This window comes from uncultured Microscilla sp. (assembly GCF_947493425.1).
Classification (GTDB): domain Bacteria; phylum Bacteroidota; class Bacteroidia; order Cytophagales; family Microscillaceae; genus Microscilla.
Window position 1 is genome coordinate 1 of sequence record NZ_CANLRP010000116.1, and the last position, 19,044, is coordinate 19,044.

Genomic DNA, 19,044 nt, shown 5'->3' on the forward strand with positions numbered 1-19,044 from the left:
TGCAAATCTTTAAAAAGTACAATAAAGAGTGCCCTCTTATTGAAATTGTACAAAATTCAACTCGATATTCACATTATATATAGTTCGTCATCCTTTGTTAGAGTATACCCCCTGCCCACCCCAATCGTTGCCTTTTTTCGGTAGATACGCCCATAACGTCGGTAAGCAACCAAACAAGATAGACAAATGAAAATCGGTTAAATTCAGTCATTATTGACCTAAATAAACCTCAACAACAGCCCATAAAAAAACGCCTAAACGAGTGTTGCGCTCGCTTAGGCGTACATTTTAAATGTTAATCAGTGCCTGATTCCTGATTGCAATAAATATATAGCTTTAATATATATAGTTCGTTATCCTTTGATAGAGTATACCCCTTGCCCACCCCAATAGTTGGCTTTTTTCGGTAGATAAGCCCATAACGTCGGTAAGCAACCAAACAAGATAGACAAATGAAAATCGGTTAAGTTCAGTCATTATTGACCTAAATAAACCTTAACAACAGCCCATAAAAAAACGCCTAAACGAGTGTTGCACTCGCTTAGGCGTAAACAAAAATAGGAAGGCTTGTTTTTTATTCTTTTATGCCCTGCTGCTTTTGCTCAATCTTTTCTTTAAACTTTCCCGCCATTTTATCAAAACGTCCCTTTTTAAAAATGTTAGTACCTAACTCAATGCCTTTGCGTAGTTCTTTTTGTTCTTCTTCGGGCAGTGCTATAAAATCTTTGCATTCATCAGAGCAACATGCATGGTATTTTTCGGCACACGCTTCACACTGAATAAATAACAGATGGCAAGCATCATTTACACAGTTGGTATGAGTATCACAAGCTTTGCCGCACTGATGACAATTGCTGATTACGTCATTGGTAATACGCTCACCCAAGCGTTCGTCAAATACAAAGTTTTTTCCAATAAACTTATTCTCAATTCCTTTCTTTCTGGCATCCTGAGCGTATTTTATAATTCCTCCTTCAAGCTGAAATACTCGTTTAAACCCTTTATGCTTAAAATAAGCACTGGCTTTTTCGCAACGAATGCCCCCTGTGCAATACATCAACAGGTTTTTGTCCTCTTTGTGCTCCTCAATCATGTCTTCTATAATGGGCAGTGAGTCGCGGAAAGTATCTACATCGGGGGTAATGGCTCCTTTGAAATGTCCCACTTCGGTTTCGTAGTGGTTGCGCATGTCTATAATAATGGTATTAGGGTCTTCGGCAAGTTGGTTAAACCCTTCAGCATCCACGTGTTGTCCTTTGTTGGTTACGTCAAAAGTTTCGTCATTGAGTCCATCGGCAAGCACTTTTTCACGCACTTTTATTTTAAGCTTATAAAACGACTTCCCATCGTCCTCTACTGCTACATTTAAGCGAACACCATCTAGCCAGTGAGTACTGTATAAATCAGCTTTAAAAGCCTCGAAATTTGAAGCAGGCACGCTCAATTGGGCGTTAACACCTTCTTTGGCAAGGTAGATACGTCCAAAGACCCCTAACTTATCCCAGCGCAGGTACAAATCGTCACGAAAGGTCTCAGGGTTTTCTAATTGATGATACTGATAAAACGATATGGTCAACCGTTCTTCTTTGCTTTCTTTCAGTTTTTCCTTAAGAACGCGCTTGTCTATTTTGTTATGTAATGCCATAATAACTTGCAAGGTTATCGGTCTGCGCCTTATTGAGCAACAAACCTTAAATGATTTATTTGAGCAACAAAATTACAAATTTTAGGAGAATTATTCAGGCAGCGTAAGGTTTCATTGCAAAAAAGTCGTTGCCTTGGAGTGATTTACCTGCTACAATAATTCAGTATTAGAGTTATATACACAAGTGGCTTAAGAGCAGCAAAAAGGCTTGATAGGTAAAAATTGTGGCAAGAAAACTGTTGACTATTACAACTATGCTTTGAAGAGGGATAAAAAACGCCTTTTTCTAATTTTCTACGCAAAAACGCAGAAAAAATGAAGTAAAAGGCTAGTAAATTAAATAAATAATTGCAATACTCAACTACACTTTATTTCAAGTAATATACATCTCGTTGTTATTTTGCAAAAAAGTACTTTTTTAAACTAAAGTTACATAAATTAGCTGCAACATAGAGCATCATATAGATGCTATATCAATTAACCAATTAATATATTATTTATGAAAAAGTTTAAACAACTACAAAACGTAACTACGCTTGATAAAAAAGCGCAGCAAGATGTGAAAGGAGGATGGCTTAACAGAAGTTGTCCCCGACCAAACATGTGGTGGTGTGAACCGGGCATATGTGTGCCTCGTGGCTCTTATTGCCCTTAATCACTGTTAATCAATACTTTACAAATTACACAAAATAATTATTCACCATTTTTATATTATTCACTATTATGAAAAATTTTAAGAAAAATCAAATCGACAACAAAGAACTACAAGCAATCAAAGGTGGGATTTACCCAATTAGCGAAGCAGATTGCAGAAGATTTGGTGGTTATTGGGACCGCAGACGCAGATACTGTATTCTTTACTAAGTTTTTAACCGTAGTTAGCAATGGCTACTGATGTTTATAATTTATTTAAAACAACAAATTATTATTCACCATTTTTATATTATATACTATTATGAAAAATTTTAAGAACGCTGAAAAGCTTGACAAAAACGCTCAAAAAGAAATCAAAGGTGGACGTTGGGGACGTTGTGACCGTCCTAACATGAGATTTTGTGAGCCTGGTATTTGCGTGCCTTATGGCTGGCAATGCCCTTAATCTGAGATACCATTACAATAGCCGCCCCAAAAGGCGGTTATTGTATTCATATATAGATACTATTATTTAAAAGCTTCAACAACCAAATTATGCACAACATACTATAAGTTTAAATTTTTTTCATGAATCTAAGAACACCTCAGGATGTGGCTATAATCCTGAGGTGTTTTTTTTGTTCGAAATAAACAAGAGTTAGCTCCTGCAGATGATTGCCTTGGGGATGAAAAAAACAAACCCCCAAAAGATATAAAATCCTTTGAGGGTTTTGCTTATTGCTAGGTACCGATTTACATCGGCACCTAAAAATTGACTATGTTTTTATTGACAATAGTGCATTTTAAGTCGATTAGGTCAAACTAGCCAAGCGTGATAGATTATTGACTCAGTAAAGACCATGTTTAGGGCTTTTAGGGTAAAATCAAAACTCAACAGCTACCGACTACCGACTAAACACTATGGACTATTTAGTAACGTGTTCGCAATAACTGTCCGGTTTAGAATAAATCCGCTTTACTGCCTTTCGTTATTTTTATTGCCCGTAGCGCTGCTACGAGCGCAAAAAATGCCTCAGTCAGTCGTGCGTATTTGCCCTAAAAAACAGAAACTTATTTTGAACACGTTACTTAGTATTTAATAAACTTCTTAGTCACGGTTTTGCCTCCACCTATGATACGGATAAAGTAAGTACCGGCTGGCAAGTCTGCAATGTCAATAGCAGTGCCTGGGTTCATCTTTACAGTTTTAGCCAAACGACCATACATTGAAAAGATCATTACCTGACTTGCGTCTTTGGTTTTACCGTTGGCTTTTACATACAATACCTTGTCGGCAGGGTTAGGATATACCGTATAACTGTCTGATTTGGTGTTTAGATCGTGAGTTACAATATCGGTACTACGACTTGCCTGCGCACTGGTAGTGTTGTTTTGTACACAGAACGTAATAGATTCTTCTCTGCCAAATGCTCCGCCAGTAGCAATCATACCGCTGGCACCCGATAAGCTATAAGCACCTTCACCGTAGCTACAGCATATACCATCTCCGATACGGTCTTTGATAGTAAAGGTATAGTTACCAGTAGGTAGTTCGCTAAATACTTTGGTGATGTTAGAACCATCAGGTGTATTGTCAGCAGTATAACTCGCTGAATCTATAATATTACCTTCGGCATCTTTCAATTCCCAAGAAGTTTCCTCTGGGTAATTGTCAAAAGTAAGATCAAGCGTAATGTCGCCCGCAGTACAGCTTCCTTCAGTGTTCAACAACATATCATCTACTGCTATGTTTGCCCAAAGATAAGTGTTGGTAGCGCCTACAAATCGTAATTGTATACGTTTGCCAACATACGCTCTCAAATTCATACTTTCAGACTTCCACTCGGCTCCTTGGTTGCCGGTTTTACCCCAGATAGCCGTCCACGAAGTACCATTATCTACACTTATCTCCAGGTTCAAGGTACCTGTTTTATAAGGAGAGTTCATGTAGTATTTGAAAGTAAACACAGGGTTGTTGGCCTGTGAAAGGTCAAAACACGGAGAAGTCAAAATTGATGGTTGGAATGGGTTCCCTCTCCATGGGTGTACATAAGCATATCTTTTACCTTCGGTAGCCGCTGGTGCAATGTTAGGGTTGCAGTATTCACCTGGCTTGATAGAAGCCCAGCGTAAACCTCTGCTGTTGTTCTGTGTCCAGGCGCCCAAACCTTTCTCAAAACCTTCGGTATAAGGGAAAGTAGTAATGCCATTGTCGCAAGAAGCTACAGAGTTGCTGATACAGAAAGAAGTAGATTCTTCTGTTCTGAATTTACCTCCGGTTACAATTACCCGATCGCCAATAGACAAAGTATAGAAAGCATTGCCCAATAAACCATCTCCATAAGAATCTTTAAAAGTAAATGTATACTGACCATCAGGCAATTCAAAAGTTTTGCTGGTAGACGAACCATCAGGCGTATTGTCAGCCGTATAGCTTGCAGAATCTACCACATTGCCTTCAGCATCTCTCAACTCCCAAGAAGTTTCCTCTGGGTAATTGTCAAAAGTGATGTTTAGAGAAAGTTTTCCTTCTAAACAAATCACAGGCTCTCCTAAAGATATACCATCAATTGCTACGTCAGATCTGGCACCAAATTTCAATAAGCGATTGAACCTTAACTGTACATTTTCGCCTACATATTGTGACAAGTTCAACTGTACTGAGTTCCAGTCGCTGCCTTGGCTACCCTTTTGTACCCATAATAGTTCCCAGGTTACTCCATTGTCTTTACTAATGTCAAGACTCACACCACCTGGCTCGTAGAAGCCCTTCATGTGGTACTTAAAGCTAAAGATAGGGTCTTTTAAATTGCTTAGGTTAAAGCAAGGCGAAACCAAAGACGCACTTTTGCCAAAGAAACCAAACTTACGAGTCACATACGCATATTTTTCACCCTCAGCAGCAGCATCAGGTCCTGTGCCGAATCTTGGCGTAGATCCTGATCCAATTTTCCATTCCAGGGTTTTGCCATTTACAGGAGTCCAATCACCAAAACCATCTTCAAATCCTTGAGTATAAGGGTAGTTCTCTATACCATTCAAACAGAAAGGGCTGTTCAAAGTAGTAATTTCTAACACCTCGCTCATTTCAGATTTGTTGCCACCAAAATCACGGGCTTTCAAAGAAAATTTATAAGTAGTAAGTGGAGTCAAGCCAGTAGCTTTGTAGGTAGTACCACTGATGATGTCAATCAACTCACCATCGCGGTATACTTCATAACTTGCCACTCCTTGATCATCGGTAGAAGCAGTCCAGCTAATGGTTACGTCTGAATAACCAGTGTCTATGATTGCCAATTGAGTAGGCGCAGAAGGAGGAATACTGTCAGGCGTGCTTGTACCAATACGGAAAGAAGCCACTCGGCTACGGCGGGTACCTTCACCTTTGAAATACTCTCCAATGTGCCAAAACGTCAAGTCGTCCAAAGGATCAACCGTCAGTTGAGCATAGTCACCATAACGACCATCGCCACGGTTTTCGCGAGTATCACCATCTACAATCACATTTTCACCATAAGTCATTACACCTAATGGGTCTGAAGCCAAACGGCCAGTGTAACGCAAAGAAGTGTGCTTGGTGCTACTTACTATAGTATACCCCAATCCAATGTTACCTTGTTTGTCCATCGCAATACTACCGCAATAAGCACTATGTCCATCAGGCTGAACATAAGTACCCTCTTGGTATATAGTCCAAGGCTGTCCGTCAGCACTTTGGCGCAACTCATACCAACGAATACCAGCTTTAGTATCGTCTCCGCTAATATCTACTACAAAGTTGATAACCACCGCATTGTAGTTTTCAAAACGACGGTAGTTGGTCATATACATCATAGTTGCCTGAATAGCATCCAGATTTGGTCCACTGCCTGGCTCATCAAGGTTTTGGAAAGAACCACCGTTAAAAACTCCGTCAAAAGCAGTAGTAGTTAATTTTTGCGGTTCAGAGATTGTAGAATTTTCAGGGTTTGCCCAATCTACATCAGTTGTCCATATTTTTAGGTGATCTTCGTCTACTCCAGCCCATCCATCATCTTGCATATAAATGATAGAGTGCCCTACGCCTGCAGGAGGCAAAGAAGTACCTGTGGCATTGAAACCACCTGGGCTATAAAAACCGTTGTTGCTAATTCCAGGTAAAGGGAAACCAACAATAGTAGCTTCTTCACCAGTCAGCATTTTATCGCGCTCAAGCGCATAAACTACCTGGCTAGTAGAAGGGCTGCTTTGATCTTTGTTGGCAGTAATGTAATACCCATCACTCCAAATAGACAATTTTTCATAATCAGGGAAAGTACCTGTGTTAAATCGGTAGGTATGCCACCCATCGTTTACAGGGTCAGCACCTTTACACACTGCCAGTAATATACCGTTAGGAGTATTACTAAACTGCATGATAATAAAACGGTTGGCAAAGTTGTCATATACTACAATAGGGTCGCCAAGGGTTTCGCCAGGAAACAAAGTACCCAGTGAAGCTTCGGGCACCAATACGTTACCGCTACGATCAAGTATACCAAAACCAGAGTTAAACGCATACACGTAGTGGTTAGGACCAATAGCCCCGGTAGGGTCATTGAGTACTGTACCTACGTGGGCATCAAAATTGGCAAGCGGGGTCAATGACTTGGTTTGCCCTTGAATTTGGCTTTTTGCCGCTTTTCTTGCCTGGTTAAGTCGGATTTGCTTCTCTATCAACAAGTCTTTGCCTTTAGGGTAGCCTTTACCAGGTACATAGTTGTTTTTACCTCTCCTTTTTGGGGGCGCTTTATGCTCCTGCCCTTTAGCAGAAATAATGTTATCCATTTTCGCTAGTGCTGGAATCTCTCGCACATAGGTACTAGACGCATGATAATTTGCTTTTTGTGTGGTTTTCTGAGCATATACTCCATAACTACACGTAAGCAGGATAAAAATGAAACTTAGGATTTTTAATCGCATAAGTGAAAATATAATTTAGTGGTTTATTATTCTAGCAGGGTCAAGGTTTATTATCACCTTAGTTCAGTCCTTATAACTGGACTGTAAGTAATATGGCTGCAACATATTACTTAACAGACTGGGAGACTCATTGCTCATACAGCCCGGTTAGCATAGTCAACTATAGTTTCATTATGTGCTGGCTTGAAGGTACACGAAATACAAATTGGCTGCATAGATAAGGCATTTTATTGAGTATGCAAAAAACATTGCAATAAAATACATATAACAATATACTTAAAAGTTAAATCTGCTTAGCGTATTTTTTGCAGTATATTATTTGGCTCTAATAAATAACTTAGGGAGCTTTTAAATGAACTATTCTATGATTTTTTTAATATATTACAGTAAATAGTCCTATTTGTAAAATACTGAACAGCAACACATTGACACAAAAAAAACCAATAAAAGTGTCAAAAAAGACAATAGGACAAATAATATGAATCTATGATCATATATAGGTTATATTATGTGAATTTGCCTACCTGCTTTTATCAATCAACATATAACTATTCTAATATTGCACCCTATATAAAGTTTTTTTTCTTCTCACTTGGCTTTTTACTCCGGAGGTAAAACAACCAAAATAAAGCATCACCGCTATTTGTTGAAGTAGCATCATAATCAGAGACGGCGAAGTTCAGCAGATCAACTGTATAGAGTTTGAGCCTCGTCCTGTGGTTTGACTGGCGAGCTTGGTGGCTTTACTAACTCTTTTTGCTCCATTTCTTGTCTTGTTTGAGGGGCTTTACAAACAAGCAAGGTTTTCGTGTAAACCCAAAAGCCTCATACGTGCTGTATGAGCAAATCAGTAGCGATCCATACAGGCTGAATACCTCACGTTTTTTTGGATAAAAATAACCTTACAAGTCCTTGTCTTTTTTATTGCCTTCCTTATAAAACACCCCACACCTTATACAATATTAACTAGGTTACACTGTATATTAGCATTCGCTATAAATAGTATAATTCAGACATTTTTAGTTGTAGAATAAAGCCTACATTTGCCTACGAAAACAAAAAAAACGTGAGTAGATCAAGTAGCATTATCATTTTGAAATAACACTTTGATTAATGCTATTAAGTATTGATTTACAAATATTTAACATTTTAAAACTCAATAAATAATACCAGCAGAAATACAGCGGAAAAAGTGCGTGTCAATGATTCATTCACTTTTTAAGAGGCTTATTTCTCAGTAAACAAAATTTTAATTATTAGAAGAATGAAAAGGACTATTCAACTTAAGCTCTTAGTTTTATTTGTATTGGTGCTACAAATAGGTTGTGTAAAAAAGCAAACTGAAGTACAACCAGGCAATGTCACGCAAAAAGCTGATCTTGTAACGGAAACAGAAGCAAGAAAAATTGCTCAAAACTACAACTTAAGCGGGGCAAAAATTACCTCAATCACCACAGCAAAAGTAAACGGATTGGCAGCAGTGTATATTGTCAATTTTGAGCGCAACCAAGGCTATGTATTGGTATCTGCCGAACACAGAATGTCGCCAGTGCTTGCCTTTAACGACAAAGGCAGTTTTACTCTGGAAGATACTAAAGCGCCAGGGGTAAGCAATTGGTTTCAACAAAGCAAGCAAGCTATAGCCCAATTGCGTGAAAACGGTAAGCCAGCCGATGCACAGATAAAAGCTCGATGGGAACGTGCTGTTAGCCTGAAAAGAAACGCGCGTACTACTGGCCTTAAGTATGTGTCTGCACTTACTTACTCTAAATGGGGGCAAGGTTGTTATTACAACGCTCAAACCCCTGTAAAAGAAAACCTACCTTGCCAACGTGCCTATACAGGCTGTGTAGCCACGGCTGTAGCTCAGGTACTTAGGTATTATTATGGAGACATTTGGCGTGAAGGCTACGAAGAAGCTAAAAATACGGCTATGGGGCGCAAGTATGACTGGACCAAAATGAAGGATAAACTGACAGAAAATGAGCCTGATAGTATCAAAGGTATAGCCAAACTAATGAGAGACATTGGCGAAGACGTAAACATGTATTACACTGATAATGGGTCGTTTTCAAGTGCACGTTATTATGCTTACCCACGTTTTCAAGATACTTATGGATTTGATGCCAACACTTTGCGTTTCTTGAATTATTCGGCTGACCCAGCGCAGGTAAGCCAAACTGTAACCGAAGAACTTGACCAAAAACAACTTTCGGTATTGGTGGGGTATAACGACGAAGGTGCTGGCCACGTATGGGTGTGTGATGGCTACTATAAGTACGACAACAGCGAATTGTTTTTACACATGAACTGGGGTTGGGACGGCAGACCTGACGATACCAATGGCACCAATGGCTGGTACTTATACAATAGTTTTAAACCAAGCGGACGTACATTCAACAACCGCGTAGGAGTAATCACAGGATTTAGGGTAAAGCCTTAAACAGTTAAGTAACAAGCCCTTAGATGCCGATGAATATCGGTGCAATTAGCCATAAGTTATCAGTATGTCTCACTCGCTTACTAATAGCTTGTTATACGCATCTATTGGCTATGTTTAATTTTGTCTGACTACTTATTTATTACCAAAGCAAAAACGGGGTAAATTCATAAATTTACCCCGTTTTTTTTGTCTACCCCAAAGTTAATTAAGCAACTGAGGTAGGTATATAAGTATTTGAATACATCTTACTAATTTTGTTTGCCTTGCTAACTACCCTCCTTGTTCATTTCAGCCACTTTGTCTACAATCCCCTCCAATATCTGAGCATCTTTTTCTATAGCATTGCCCACTACTATTACATCTGCCCCCGCTTGAAGGGCTTTCTGAGCACGTTCGGGAGTATTGATGCCTCCACCTATGATAATGGGTGCATCTACGCTTTTTCTAATCATTCCAATCATTTTGGCACTAATAGGGTGCTCAGCACCACTGCCACCATCGGCATAAATAAGCTGCAAACCCAACATTTCGCCTGCCAATGCAGTGCACGCGGCTACTTCGGGTTTGTCGTGAGGAATAGGAGTAGTATTGCTAATATAAGATACGGTAGTTTGTCGTCCGCTCTCTACCAACATATACCCGGTAGGCAATACCTCCAGGTTGCTACGTTTGAGGATGGGTGCCGCTACTATTTGTTGTCCAATCAGAAAATCAGGGTTACGCCCCGATATCAACGACAAAAAGAGAATGGCATCGGCTGCCATATCGATGTGCATGTTGCTGCCTGGAAAAATAATGATGGGTTTTTGAACATGTTGCCGTAACCACTGTACGGTTTGCCCGAAGTTGTCGCCAGTAATAAGGCTACCTCCCACAAAAATGAAATCTACTTTGGTAAAGGCAGGCATCTGTAAAAAAGCCTGCCCGGTGTTTTCATCAAATTTATCAGGGTCAATCAATAAAGCAAATGATTTAATCCCTTGTTTCCTTCTCTGAATGAGTGTTTGCAGTATCCTCTTCGACATTTTTATTTTTATTGATTAGCGACTGTGCATAATCGTACGCTATTACCCTTGCTTTTTCGGTTGCATACGAAAACACTTCTCTACCGACCCACATAAGCACTAACTTGCCCCAGCTTTCTTTTTTTTCTACAGGAGGACAAATTACTGGAGCGGGCTCGTTTGCCTCATCTACTGGTTCAGTCTTGCTTTTAGTAAGCGCACGTATTACCTGAAATGTGACAAAAGCGGTTCCAGCAGCTAATAGTACAATGCCAGTGTCCTTCTTTATTTTGCTCAAATCGTCTGTAACCAAAGCTTTTTGCTCTTTAGCCTTTTCTTTGAGGCTGGCACGTATTTGTGATACTTCCCCTACCGGATCAGCAGCAAGCATTGACGGTTCATTCTGGTAAGCGTTTGGGTTGTTGTTTTCGTTCTTTTTCATTGGAGTCTTTGTTTTCAGTTTGTGTGATCATTTGATACATGGCATGCTCAAAACCACGCCTAACAGCGCGTTTTTTTAACCATAACAGTGTCAAGAGCAACAAGTGGGCTCCAGCTACTATCATAAACCCAATGTAGGATCCACCCAGTACTGAGTTGAGATAGTAGGCCAGGGTAAGATTCAAAAATACCATAACTATGGTTACAATTACCACCACAATGAGTAATTCGAACAGTACAATTACCGCTTTGATAATTTGCTCTTGAGTATCCAGCTTTACCAACTCTACTTTGGTATCGATGTAGTCAGCCAGATTATTGGTAAGTTTGTTAATATTGAATAATCCCAAAATTTGATAAAGTGTTTGATATATCCCTAAATAAATTTCACCAAAAGTACAAAATAATAAATTATAGGAGTATGCATTCAGCACTAATTTTAACTAATCACTGACAGTCAATTACTTAATAAACTACTTACACTTCTTTTTGTTTATGGGAAATTAATATCATTATTGTATTAAAACGCCCCAATAGCAACCTAAGCATTATTTATTTCGTAAGTTTCTTGCAAATACATAAGAAAATTATGCATCTTTGTTTTATGTATTGAACATAAAAACTATAACTAATAAATTTTATGCGTTTGAAACTTTGGCAAAAGCCAAGCACTGCTAAAAAAAAGGACTCTCCCAAAAAGCAAAAAAACAAAACCAAAGAGTGGATAAACTCTATTGTGTTTGCTGTAGTAGCAGCAACCCTCATTCGTTGGTTGATTATGTCGGCTTATACCATCCCTACTCCATCTATGGAAGGGTCATTGATGGTAGGTGATTTTTTGTTCGTAAGTAAACTTCCTTATGGAGCACGTACTCCCAACACCCCACTCCGTTTGCCCCTTACTCATAATACCATCTGGGGCACCAGCTTACCTTCTTACCTCAGTTGGATTCAACTACCTACCTATCGTTTGCCAGGGTTTAGTCACATAAAAAACAATGATGTAGTGGTGTTTAACCTTCCATCTGACAGCATAGCCCGCCCAGTAGACATGCGCACCAATTATATAAAACGATGCTTGGGCATTGCGGGCGATACTCTCAAAATATACGATGCTGAAGTATACATTAATGGTAAAAAAGCGGCATTGCCAACCAAGCTCCAGTTTCGCTATGAACTGGTAACCACCATACAAGTATCAAAGCGTGTATTGGGCAAATACGATGTTTATTTTGGGGGCGAAAACAGCAACTTGCATTACCAAACCAACAATGGGCACCATGTATACCTTATATTTGCCAGTCCCCAAAACATGGCTACACTCAAAACTCAGTTAGGGAGTACGCTTCGTTCGTTCAAAATGCTTAAATCAACCAAAGGGACACTATCTACTGAGGTATATCCCAATAGCTATTGGAAAAACCTCAACAAAAAAACCCGCCAACAAGCACAAGCCAAAAGGTATGCTTTGTCTCAAATTCGTTGGAACATAGACTACTTTGGTCCTTTGGTTATCCCTGCCAATGGAATGCGTGTGCCTATGACTAAAGAAAATATTATAAAATATGCTCCCATCATCAAAGAGCATGAGTACCATCGGGCGGTGGTGGTAGCTCCTGACTTTTCGCGCATAACCATTGAAGGCAAACCCGTAAAAACGTATACTTTTCGCCAAAACTATTATTTTATGATGGGCGACAATCGCCACAACTCTATAGATTCGCGCTACTGGGGCTTGGTACCACAAGATCACATTTCGGGCAAAGCGTGGTTCACTTGGTTATCGCTCAATCCTAATTGTGGTTGGTTTGATGGCAAAATTAGATGGGAACGTTTTTTTAAAGGAATTTAAATACAATACTTGGTAGTGATTTTAGTCAAGTTTGATTGCTTACTATTAGTTGTTTATGGATTTAAAATTCTTTAACTGCGTATTTGCAGGCTCGGTTTACAAATGCGAACAAGGTGAGTGTTTACTCGAATAAGCTATCGCCTTCTAACTACGCTTTTTGTAAATAACTGAAAATCAGCACAATACAAAGACGTGGTTACTTGTGAACCGAATCTACAGCTTGCTGTGATGAGCTCAACGGAGTTAAACAGGGTGTAGCACCGATATTCATCGGTATCTAAGGACTTGCGACTTGTCGCTTGAAGCACCGATATGCATCGGCATCTAAGGACTTGCCCCTGTCGGGGCTATGGACTAAATGTTATCGACTATTAAAATAAATATAACATAAGTAAGTGTTTTTTGAAACTTATCTATTATTTTTTCGTAGCACGTTTGTTTATACCTAAGATTTTGATGTATCTTTGCCCTATGTATTCGAAAGAACTCCTAAAAGGAACACTAAAAACCATCATCCTCAAGCTTTTATCTGAAAATGAAAAGATGTATGGATATGAAATTACCCAAAAGGTAAAAAAATTGTCAGACGACAAGATTATTATTACCGAAGGGGCTTTATATCCCAGTTTACACAAGCTCGAAGCCGAAGGACTGCTTCAGACCGAAACAGTAAACATAGGTAAACGGGTACGTAAATACTATTCATTGACGCCACAGGGTACTTCTACTGTCCGTGTAAAGGTAGAAGAGTTTACAGAATTTGTAGAAACCATGCAAACATTACTATCACTCAAAGCAACAACGTAATTATGTTTTATTTATCTGAAGAAAAGGTTAACTGGATACTCAACAATCTCCGTACACAAGGCTTAAACGATGAGCGTTTGGAGGGAGAATTATTAGACCATATATGCTGTGCAGTAGAGCACAAAATGCAAGAAAATAAATTATTATTTGAACAGGCTTACACCCAAACCATTGCCGCTTTTGGCAAAGAAGGAATTCTTAAAGTTCAAAAAGATACGCTCAAAGCCCGTAAGACACGCTCAATTTCGCGCCGAATTACTCACTTGAGTGCCACCATTGCAGCTTGTTTGATTTTATTTATTGGAGTAGTAGTACAAGCCCAGGAACGTCCCAATGCCCACCCTTTACTTAAGTCTATCCCGGTTTGTTCTGGTTTTGGCAAACGCCCCCACCCTATGAGCAGTAAACTTAGGTTTCATTCAGGAGTTGATATAAGAGTACCCGTAGGCACTAAAGTGTTTGCACCTGCTGGAGGCAAAGTTGTGGAAGCTCAGTTTCACCAGGGTCGAGGTTATTATGTGGTGATTCAACACAACGATGTGTATACTACTACTTACTGGCATTTGTCTAAAATACTGGTAAGAAAAAACCAATATATAAAAAAAGGAGATAATATAGCACTTACCGGAAGTACCGGGTTCTCTACTGGTCCTCACTTACATTATGAAGTAAAAAAACACGGCAAAGTGGTCAATCCACAGCAGTACTTCGGTAAGTAAATAATAAAACAAGGCGAGCTTTTGATTCACTTTTCAGGGCTCGCCTTATTATTTTTTATGTAATATTTAAACTGTTTATGCAATTACTTTCAAAAATCAGTTATTTTTGCGCTCAGTTTTAAAAAGTCATAGATATGCGTTTGAAATTTTGGAAAAAAAAGGACAAGGAAAATAAAAAGAAAAAAAGTAAAGCCAGAGAGTGGATTGACTCTATCGTATTTGCGGTAGTAGCGGCTACTCTTATCCGCTGGTTGATCATGTCGGCTTATACTATCCCTACTCCTTCTATGGAAGGAACCCAAATGGTAGGTGACTTTTTATTTGTGAGCAAGCTGCACTATGGGGCACGTACCCCCAAAACATTGTTGCACATGCCACTGACTGACAACAAAATATGGGGTACCAATATTCCCTCTTACCTCGACTGGATTCAGTTGCCTATCCGACGCATTCCGGGGTTTAGTGATGTAAAAAATAATGATGTGGTGGTTTTTAACTGGCCTGCCGATACAACCAAAAGCCCGGTAGACATGAAGGTAAACTACATCAAACGATGTGTAGGTATACCCGGCGACAAACTGGAAGTAAAAAATACCCAATTGTATATCAACGGTAAAAAAGCGAAAGACCCAGAAAAGCTTCAGTTTTTGTACAGATTGGTTTCAAGCATGAGTATTTCACAAAAAGTACTCGACAAACTGGATATTTATAGAAATAACAGTTACTATGTAACCCCTACCAACGATAACAAATTCATTTACCAGATTTTTACTACTCCTCAAAATATCAAGCTGCTAAAACAACAACTAGGGCCTGCTGCACTCTCAATGCAAATACTTGCCAGAGAAAAAAACGAGTTTGCGGCAGAGATTTACCCCAACAGTTATTGGCGCGACCAAAACATGCGCAAAGGTGGGCAGTATAACTACAAACAAACTCCCTGGAACCAAGACTATTTCGGTCCTTTGACTTTACCCAAAGAAGGCATGAAGATAGAAATGACCAAAGAAAATATTATCAAGTACGGACCTGTGATTAAAGAGTATGAATACCACGACAAAGTAGAAGTGGCCAACGATTTCAGCAAAATCACCATTGATGGCAAAGAAATCAAAACGTATACTTTTGTGCAAGATTATTACTTTATGATGGGTGACAATCGCCACAATTCACAAGACTCTCGTTATTGGGGTTTTGTGCCCAGAGACCACGTCGTAGGCAAAGCCTGGTTTACGTGGTTGTCTCTCAACCCCAACAAAGGATTATTTAGTGGTAAAGTTCGCTGGGGTAGAATGTTCAAAAGCATTGATTAATAACCCCTGCCACAATATAAAAAGCCTAATAAGTAGCATTACTTGTTAGGCTTTTTGTTTTTTATCAACTGAACCCTGAGTCAAACAAAACCAAGGTGCTAAAATTAAAAGACACCTGATAAAAACTTGCTAAAAAAAGGCTTTTTACCCAAATTACAGGAAGTTGTTCTACTCATCAAAAACTCATTCTATATGACTGATAACCAATATATTTACCACATTGTACCCGCCACCGAATGGGCGCAAGCCGAGCAAGTTGGTATGTATGCTCCTGCGTCTATCAATACCGAAGGTTTTATTCATTGCTCAGAGCTAAAGCAAGTAACAGGTAGTGCCCAACTGTTTTTTAAAGGACAACGTAACTTAAAGTTGTTACAAATCAACGTGGCCAAACTTGATGCTCGCCTCGTATATGAGAATACTACTGGAGGTACTGAGCTTTTTCCTCACTTATATGGCTCGCTCAACCTAAATGCTGTACACCAGGTTTTTGACCTCAACACCGATGCCAACGGGCAATTTGTACTGCCTGATACTATGGATACTCAGTAAGTATTATACATCACCAAAAGTTATTGTATACACACTCATGCAGAAAATAATCCATATAGATATGGATGCGTTTTATGCTTCGGTAGAGCAACGCGACCATCCCCAGTACCAAGGCAAGCCTCTGGCAGTAGGTGGTAGCCGTGAACGGGGAGTGGTGGCAGCAGCAAGTTATGAAGCCCGCCAATTTGGAGTATACTCGGCCATGTCGTCGCGGCTTGCCTACCAAAAATGCCCACATATTATTTTTGTACGCCCCCGATTCGATGTATACAAGGCTGTATCGCAACAAATCAGGGAAATTTTTCACGAATATACCGATTTGGTCGAGCCGCTTTCGCTGGATGAGGCTTACCTTGACGTTACTCAAAACAAAGTAGGCATGCCCTCAGCTACTATCATAGCCCGTGAAATTAAACAGAAAATTTTTGACACCACTCAACTTACCGCATCGGCAGGCATTTCGGTCAATAAGTTTTTGGCAAAAGTGGCTTCTGACCTGGACAAACCCAATGGGCTTACCCTGATTTCGCCCGAAGAGGCGGCAGATTTTGTAGCAAAACTACCCATCAAAAAGTTTCACGGTATAGGGAAGGTGACCGCCAAAAAAATGCAGCAATTGGGTATTTACACTGGGGCAGATTTGCGTAGATGGGATAAAACCAAGCTGGTGCGACAATTTGGCAAAGTAGGCAATTATTATTTTAACATTGCCCAAGGCATTGATCAACGCAGGGTAAACCCGCACCGCATCCGAAAGTCTGTCAGTACCGAGAGTACTTTTGACCATGACCTTGCCAACCTGGAAGAAATGGAGGCAGCACTGCACCAACTAGCCGAAGAACTCATGAGACGGATGGAAAAGACCAAGTCGGTTGGGCAAACCATTACGCTTAAGGTCAAATATGATAATTTTCAACAAATTACTCGTAGCAAAACCCTTGCTTACCCTATAAACACGCTCGACCTGGTCGTCCGTTTGTCCCAGGAATTGATCCGGGGTTGCGATTTTTCGGAGCACAAGGTGAGACTGTTGGGCTTGGGCATATCAAACCTTGACGGCACCAAAGGTGCAGGTGCTCAACTTACGCTGGAGTTTTGAAAAAAAGAGCGTGGTAAAAACCACACTCTCTTAATCTTTTACGCTCTACTTACTTTGTATTCTTTTAAACACATCACCATCCATGCTTAATGCACTGGCTTTTTTACCCTGCTCTACGATAAACTTAAGCCCCCAACCACGTTTAGGCACCATCTCTAGTCTAATAGCGTTCTCTTTGGGGTAGGGCTCAGCCACCGCGTGCATATTACCATGGCTTACTTCCAGCTTTCCGTTTTTGAGCTTTACACATACCTTGCCCAAGCTTTTGTTATAGTAGGTACCCACATAGCTTGCTAAAGGCTCGGTAAGTGTCCAGGCTCTTTTGGCACGTTTGGCCTTGTCTTTTGCAATCAGTTTGCGGTACTTTTTTACTTTTTTGGTGGCAGTTTTTATATAAGCCTCTAGATTTCTCGATGACTTTCCTTCATTCATCCACCAGTCAAATGCAAACCTAGATAGTTCATGAGCCACATGGCCACCTATCCAGCCATCGTTTACCAATACTGTAATACCCACTTTAGTGTCAGGCATAAATGCCACATGGGTTCTAAACCCAGCAAAACCTCCATCGTGTTGTAATACTCTTTTGCCTTGATAAGTAGCATTCTCCCAACCCAAACCATAGCCTTGGCTTCCATAAGGGCGACGATCACTTTTTCGCTTTACCAAAGGCGAGTGTGCCATTCTTACTACTTTGGCAGGCACCAGTTGTTTCCCCTTAAATTTCCCTTCATTGATATTAAAGATCAACCAATTGGCCATGTCTTCTACCGTGGTAATCACCCCTCCGGCAGACTGCATGGTATTGTCTTTTTTCATCAAATATAACTCTTCATAACCATTATTGCCCAAGGTAAAATAAGGCTTGGCATATTTCCAACCTTTTTTCTTTGCCAACGACATATAGGCGGTGGTGCGCTTCATGCCCAATGGTTTAAATAACAAATTATCCAATACATCTTGCCAAGGCATCCCCAGTTTTTTGTCGGTCATGTGGGTATAAATATTGTACCCCAGGTTGGTATAACGGTACTTCCCTATTTCGTCGCGACGCCCCGATTTATTTTCCAGTACCCAATCCATTTCTTTGCGATCGATGTTGCCCGAATAAGCCGCCCTAAAACCAAAGTACGCGTTTTTGATGCCCGAAGTGTGGGTCAATAAATCACGTAGCTTTACCTGATCGGCTTTGACCGATGTATCAAATTTGATATAAGGCATAGACTCGGCAAGTGTAGCATTGAGCTTTACTTTGCCTTGGTGGTCGAGTATGGCAGCTGCCATGCCCATAAACGACTTGGTAGAAGAGGCAATATAATAAGGGGTGTTGTTTTGAGCTTTTACCTTGTTGGCAATATCGGCATAGCCGTAGCTTTTCATAAATACCGGGCGGTCGCCTTTGACTACTACCACCGATATGCTTGGTAATTCTTTAACGGTATTGGTGAGTTTGGTTAAAAACTCGTCGGTTTCTTTAGCAAACTGTTCTGCGTTTTGTGCCTGACTTGTACACGCAGCAAAAAACAATGCCAATAGCAGGCTACCTACAGAACATGTCTTAGTAATGATATATCTATGTAACATAAACGATTATA

The 19,044-nt window shown here is 40.0% G+C and carries 15 protein-coding genes; 9 read left to right on the forward strand and 6 right to left on the reverse strand.

All coding sequences use genetic code 11. The features are described from left to right. Window positions 1-574: 574 nt before the first annotated feature. Complete coding sequence (locus Q0954_RS23390) at window positions 575-1,645, reverse strand: rhodanese-related sulfurtransferase (protein WP_299461025.1); 1,071 nt, start codon at window positions 1,643-1,645, stop codon at window positions 575-577. 499 nt (window positions 1,646-2,144) lie between these two features. Here Q0954_RS23390 and Q0954_RS23395 point away from each other — a divergent pair, with 499 nt between their 5' ends. Together Q0954_RS23395 and Q0954_RS23400 are read left to right on the forward strand one after the other, a co-directional pair. Continuing rightward, on the forward strand, window positions 2,145-2,300 hold the full coding sequence (locus Q0954_RS23395) for a hypothetical protein (protein WP_299461027.1): 156 nt from the start codon (window positions 2,145-2,147) through the stop codon (window positions 2,298-2,300). A gap of 300 nt (window positions 2,301-2,600) precedes the next feature. Further along, window positions 2,601-2,744: a hypothetical protein gene (locus Q0954_RS23400; RefSeq protein ID WP_002700070.1), complete on the forward strand. Its 144-nt coding sequence runs from the start codon at window positions 2,601-2,603 to the stop codon at window positions 2,742-2,744. Window positions 2,745-3,367: 623 nt separating this feature from the next. Here the strand turns inward: Q0954_RS23400 and Q0954_RS23405 are convergent. Beyond that, a complete protein-coding gene (locus tag Q0954_RS23405) occupies window positions 3,368-7,219 on the reverse strand; it encodes a T9SS type A sorting domain-containing protein (protein WP_299461031.1) in 3,852 nt (1,283 codons plus the stop codon). A gap of 1,264 nt (window positions 7,220-8,483) precedes the next feature. On the opposite strand from Q0954_RS23405, the gene Q0954_RS23410 reads away from it, so the two are divergent. Further along, a complete protein-coding gene (locus tag Q0954_RS23410; RefSeq protein WP_299461033.1) occupies window positions 8,484-9,662 on the forward strand; it encodes a C10 family peptidase in 1,179 nt (392 codons plus the stop codon). Window positions 9,663-9,928: 266 nt separating this feature from the next. On the opposite strand, the gene Q0954_RS23415 is transcribed toward Q0954_RS23410, so the two are convergent. From Q0954_RS23415 to Q0954_RS23425, 3 genes are read right to left on the reverse strand one after another with little or no spacing between them, the layout of a single operon-like run. Beyond that, the gene (locus Q0954_RS23415; protein WP_299461035.1) at window positions 9,929-10,687 is read right to left on the reverse strand and encodes a geranylgeranylglyceryl/heptaprenylglyceryl phosphate synthase; all 759 of its coding nucleotides are present in this window, start codon (window positions 10,685-10,687) and stop codon (window positions 9,929-9,931) included. Beyond that, entirely contained in the window at window positions 10,635-11,108 is a 474-nt protein-coding gene (locus Q0954_RS23420) for a hypothetical protein (protein ID WP_299461037.1), read from the reverse strand. The genes Q0954_RS23415 and Q0954_RS23420 overlap by 53 nt, the downstream gene beginning before the upstream one ends. Continuing rightward, a complete protein-coding gene (locus Q0954_RS23425) occupies window positions 11,065-11,457 on the reverse strand; it encodes a phage holin family protein (protein WP_299461039.1) in 393 nt (130 codons plus the stop codon). Before Q0954_RS23425 ends, Q0954_RS23420 begins: the two co-directional genes overlap by 44 nt. Before the next feature lie 290 nt (window positions 11,458-11,747). Between Q0954_RS23425 and lepB (Q0954_RS23430) the strand changes: the two genes are divergently transcribed. The 6 genes from lepB (Q0954_RS23430) (at window position 11,748) to dinB (ending at window position 17,449) form a co-directional block, all read left to right on the forward strand. Then, window positions 11,748-12,959, forward strand: coding sequence for a signal peptidase I (lepB, locus tag Q0954_RS23430; protein WP_299461041.1), 1,212 nt, complete (start codon window positions 11,748-11,750; stop codon window positions 12,957-12,959). 471 nt (window positions 12,960-13,430) lie between these two features. After that, entirely contained in the window at window positions 13,431-13,766 is a 336-nt protein-coding gene (locus tag Q0954_RS23435; protein ID WP_002700055.1) for a PadR family transcriptional regulator, read from the forward strand. Between the two features lie 2 nt (window positions 13,767-13,768). After that, a complete protein-coding gene (locus Q0954_RS23440; protein WP_299461043.1) occupies window positions 13,769-14,485 on the forward strand; it encodes a M23 family metallopeptidase in 717 nt (238 codons plus the stop codon). A gap of 134 nt (window positions 14,486-14,619) precedes the next feature. Beyond that, on the forward strand, window positions 14,620-15,798 hold the full coding sequence (gene lepB / locus Q0954_RS23445) for a signal peptidase I (RefSeq protein WP_299461045.1): 1,179 nt from the start codon (window positions 14,620-14,622) through the stop codon (window positions 15,796-15,798). 192 nt (window positions 15,799-15,990) lie between these two features. Then, a complete protein-coding gene (locus Q0954_RS23450) occupies window positions 15,991-16,350 on the forward strand; it encodes a DUF952 domain-containing protein (protein WP_299461046.1) in 360 nt (119 codons plus the stop codon). A gap of 37 nt (window positions 16,351-16,387) precedes the next feature. Continuing rightward, window positions 16,388-17,449 carry a DNA polymerase IV gene (gene dinB, locus Q0954_RS23455; RefSeq protein WP_299461048.1) on the forward strand — a complete coding sequence of 354 codons (1,062 nt, stop codon included), beginning with the start codon at window positions 16,388-16,390 and terminating at the stop codon, window positions 17,447-17,449. Between the two features lie 45 nt (window positions 17,450-17,494). On the opposite strand, the gene Q0954_RS23460 is transcribed toward dinB, so the two are convergent. Beyond that, window positions 17,495-19,033 carry a serine hydrolase gene (locus Q0954_RS23460; RefSeq protein WP_299461050.1) on the reverse strand — a complete coding sequence of 513 codons (1,539 nt, stop codon included), beginning with the start codon at window positions 19,031-19,033 and terminating at the stop codon, window positions 17,495-17,497. Window positions 19,034-19,044 lie beyond the last annotated feature (11 nt).

Bases quoted from the DNA above. Each gene is read 5' to 3' on its own strand.
- Q0954_RS23435 (WP_002700055.1), top strand. From the start codon at position 13,431: ATGTATTCGAAAGAACTCCTAAAAGGAACACTAAAAACCATCATCCTC.
- Q0954_RS23405 (WP_299461031.1), bottom strand. From the start codon at position 7,219: ATGCGATTAAAAATCCTAAGTTTCATTTTTATCCTGCTTACGTGTAGT.
- dinB (WP_299461048.1), top strand. From the start codon at position 16,388: ATGCAGAAAATAATCCATATAGATATGGATGCGTTTTATGCTTCGGTA.
- Q0954_RS23440 (WP_299461043.1), top strand. From the start codon at position 13,769: ATGTTTTATTTATCTGAAGAAAAGGTTAACTGGATACTCAACAATCTC.
- Q0954_RS23420 (WP_299461037.1), bottom strand. From the start codon at position 11,108: ATGAAAAAGAACGAAAACAACAACCCAAACGCTTACCAGAATGAACCG.
- Q0954_RS23415 (WP_299461035.1), bottom strand. From the start codon at position 10,687: ATGTCGAAGAGGATACTGCAAACACTCATTCAGAGAAGGAAACAAGGG.
- lepB (WP_299461041.1), top strand. From the start codon at position 11,748: ATGCGTTTGAAACTTTGGCAAAAGCCAAGCACTGCTAAAAAAAAGGAC.
- Q0954_RS23390 (WP_299461025.1), bottom strand. From the start codon at position 1,645: ATGGCATTACATAACAAAATAGACAAGCGCGTTCTTAAGGAAAAACTG.
- Q0954_RS23450 (WP_299461046.1), top strand. From the start codon at position 15,991: ATGACTGATAACCAATATATTTACCACATTGTACCCGCCACCGAATGG.
- Q0954_RS23395 (WP_299461027.1), top strand. From the start codon at position 2,145: ATGAAAAAGTTTAAACAACTACAAAACGTAACTACGCTTGATAAAAAA.
- Q0954_RS23410 (WP_299461033.1), top strand. From the start codon at position 8,484: ATGAAAAGGACTATTCAACTTAAGCTCTTAGTTTTATTTGTATTGGTG.
- Q0954_RS23400 (WP_002700070.1), top strand. From the start codon at position 2,601: ATGAAAAATTTTAAGAACGCTGAAAAGCTTGACAAAAACGCTCAAAAA.
- lepB (WP_299461045.1), top strand. From the start codon at position 14,620: ATGCGTTTGAAATTTTGGAAAAAAAAGGACAAGGAAAATAAAAAGAAA.
- Q0954_RS23460 (WP_299461050.1), bottom strand. From the start codon at position 19,033: ATGTTACATAGATATATCATTACTAAGACATGTTCTGTAGGTAGCCTG.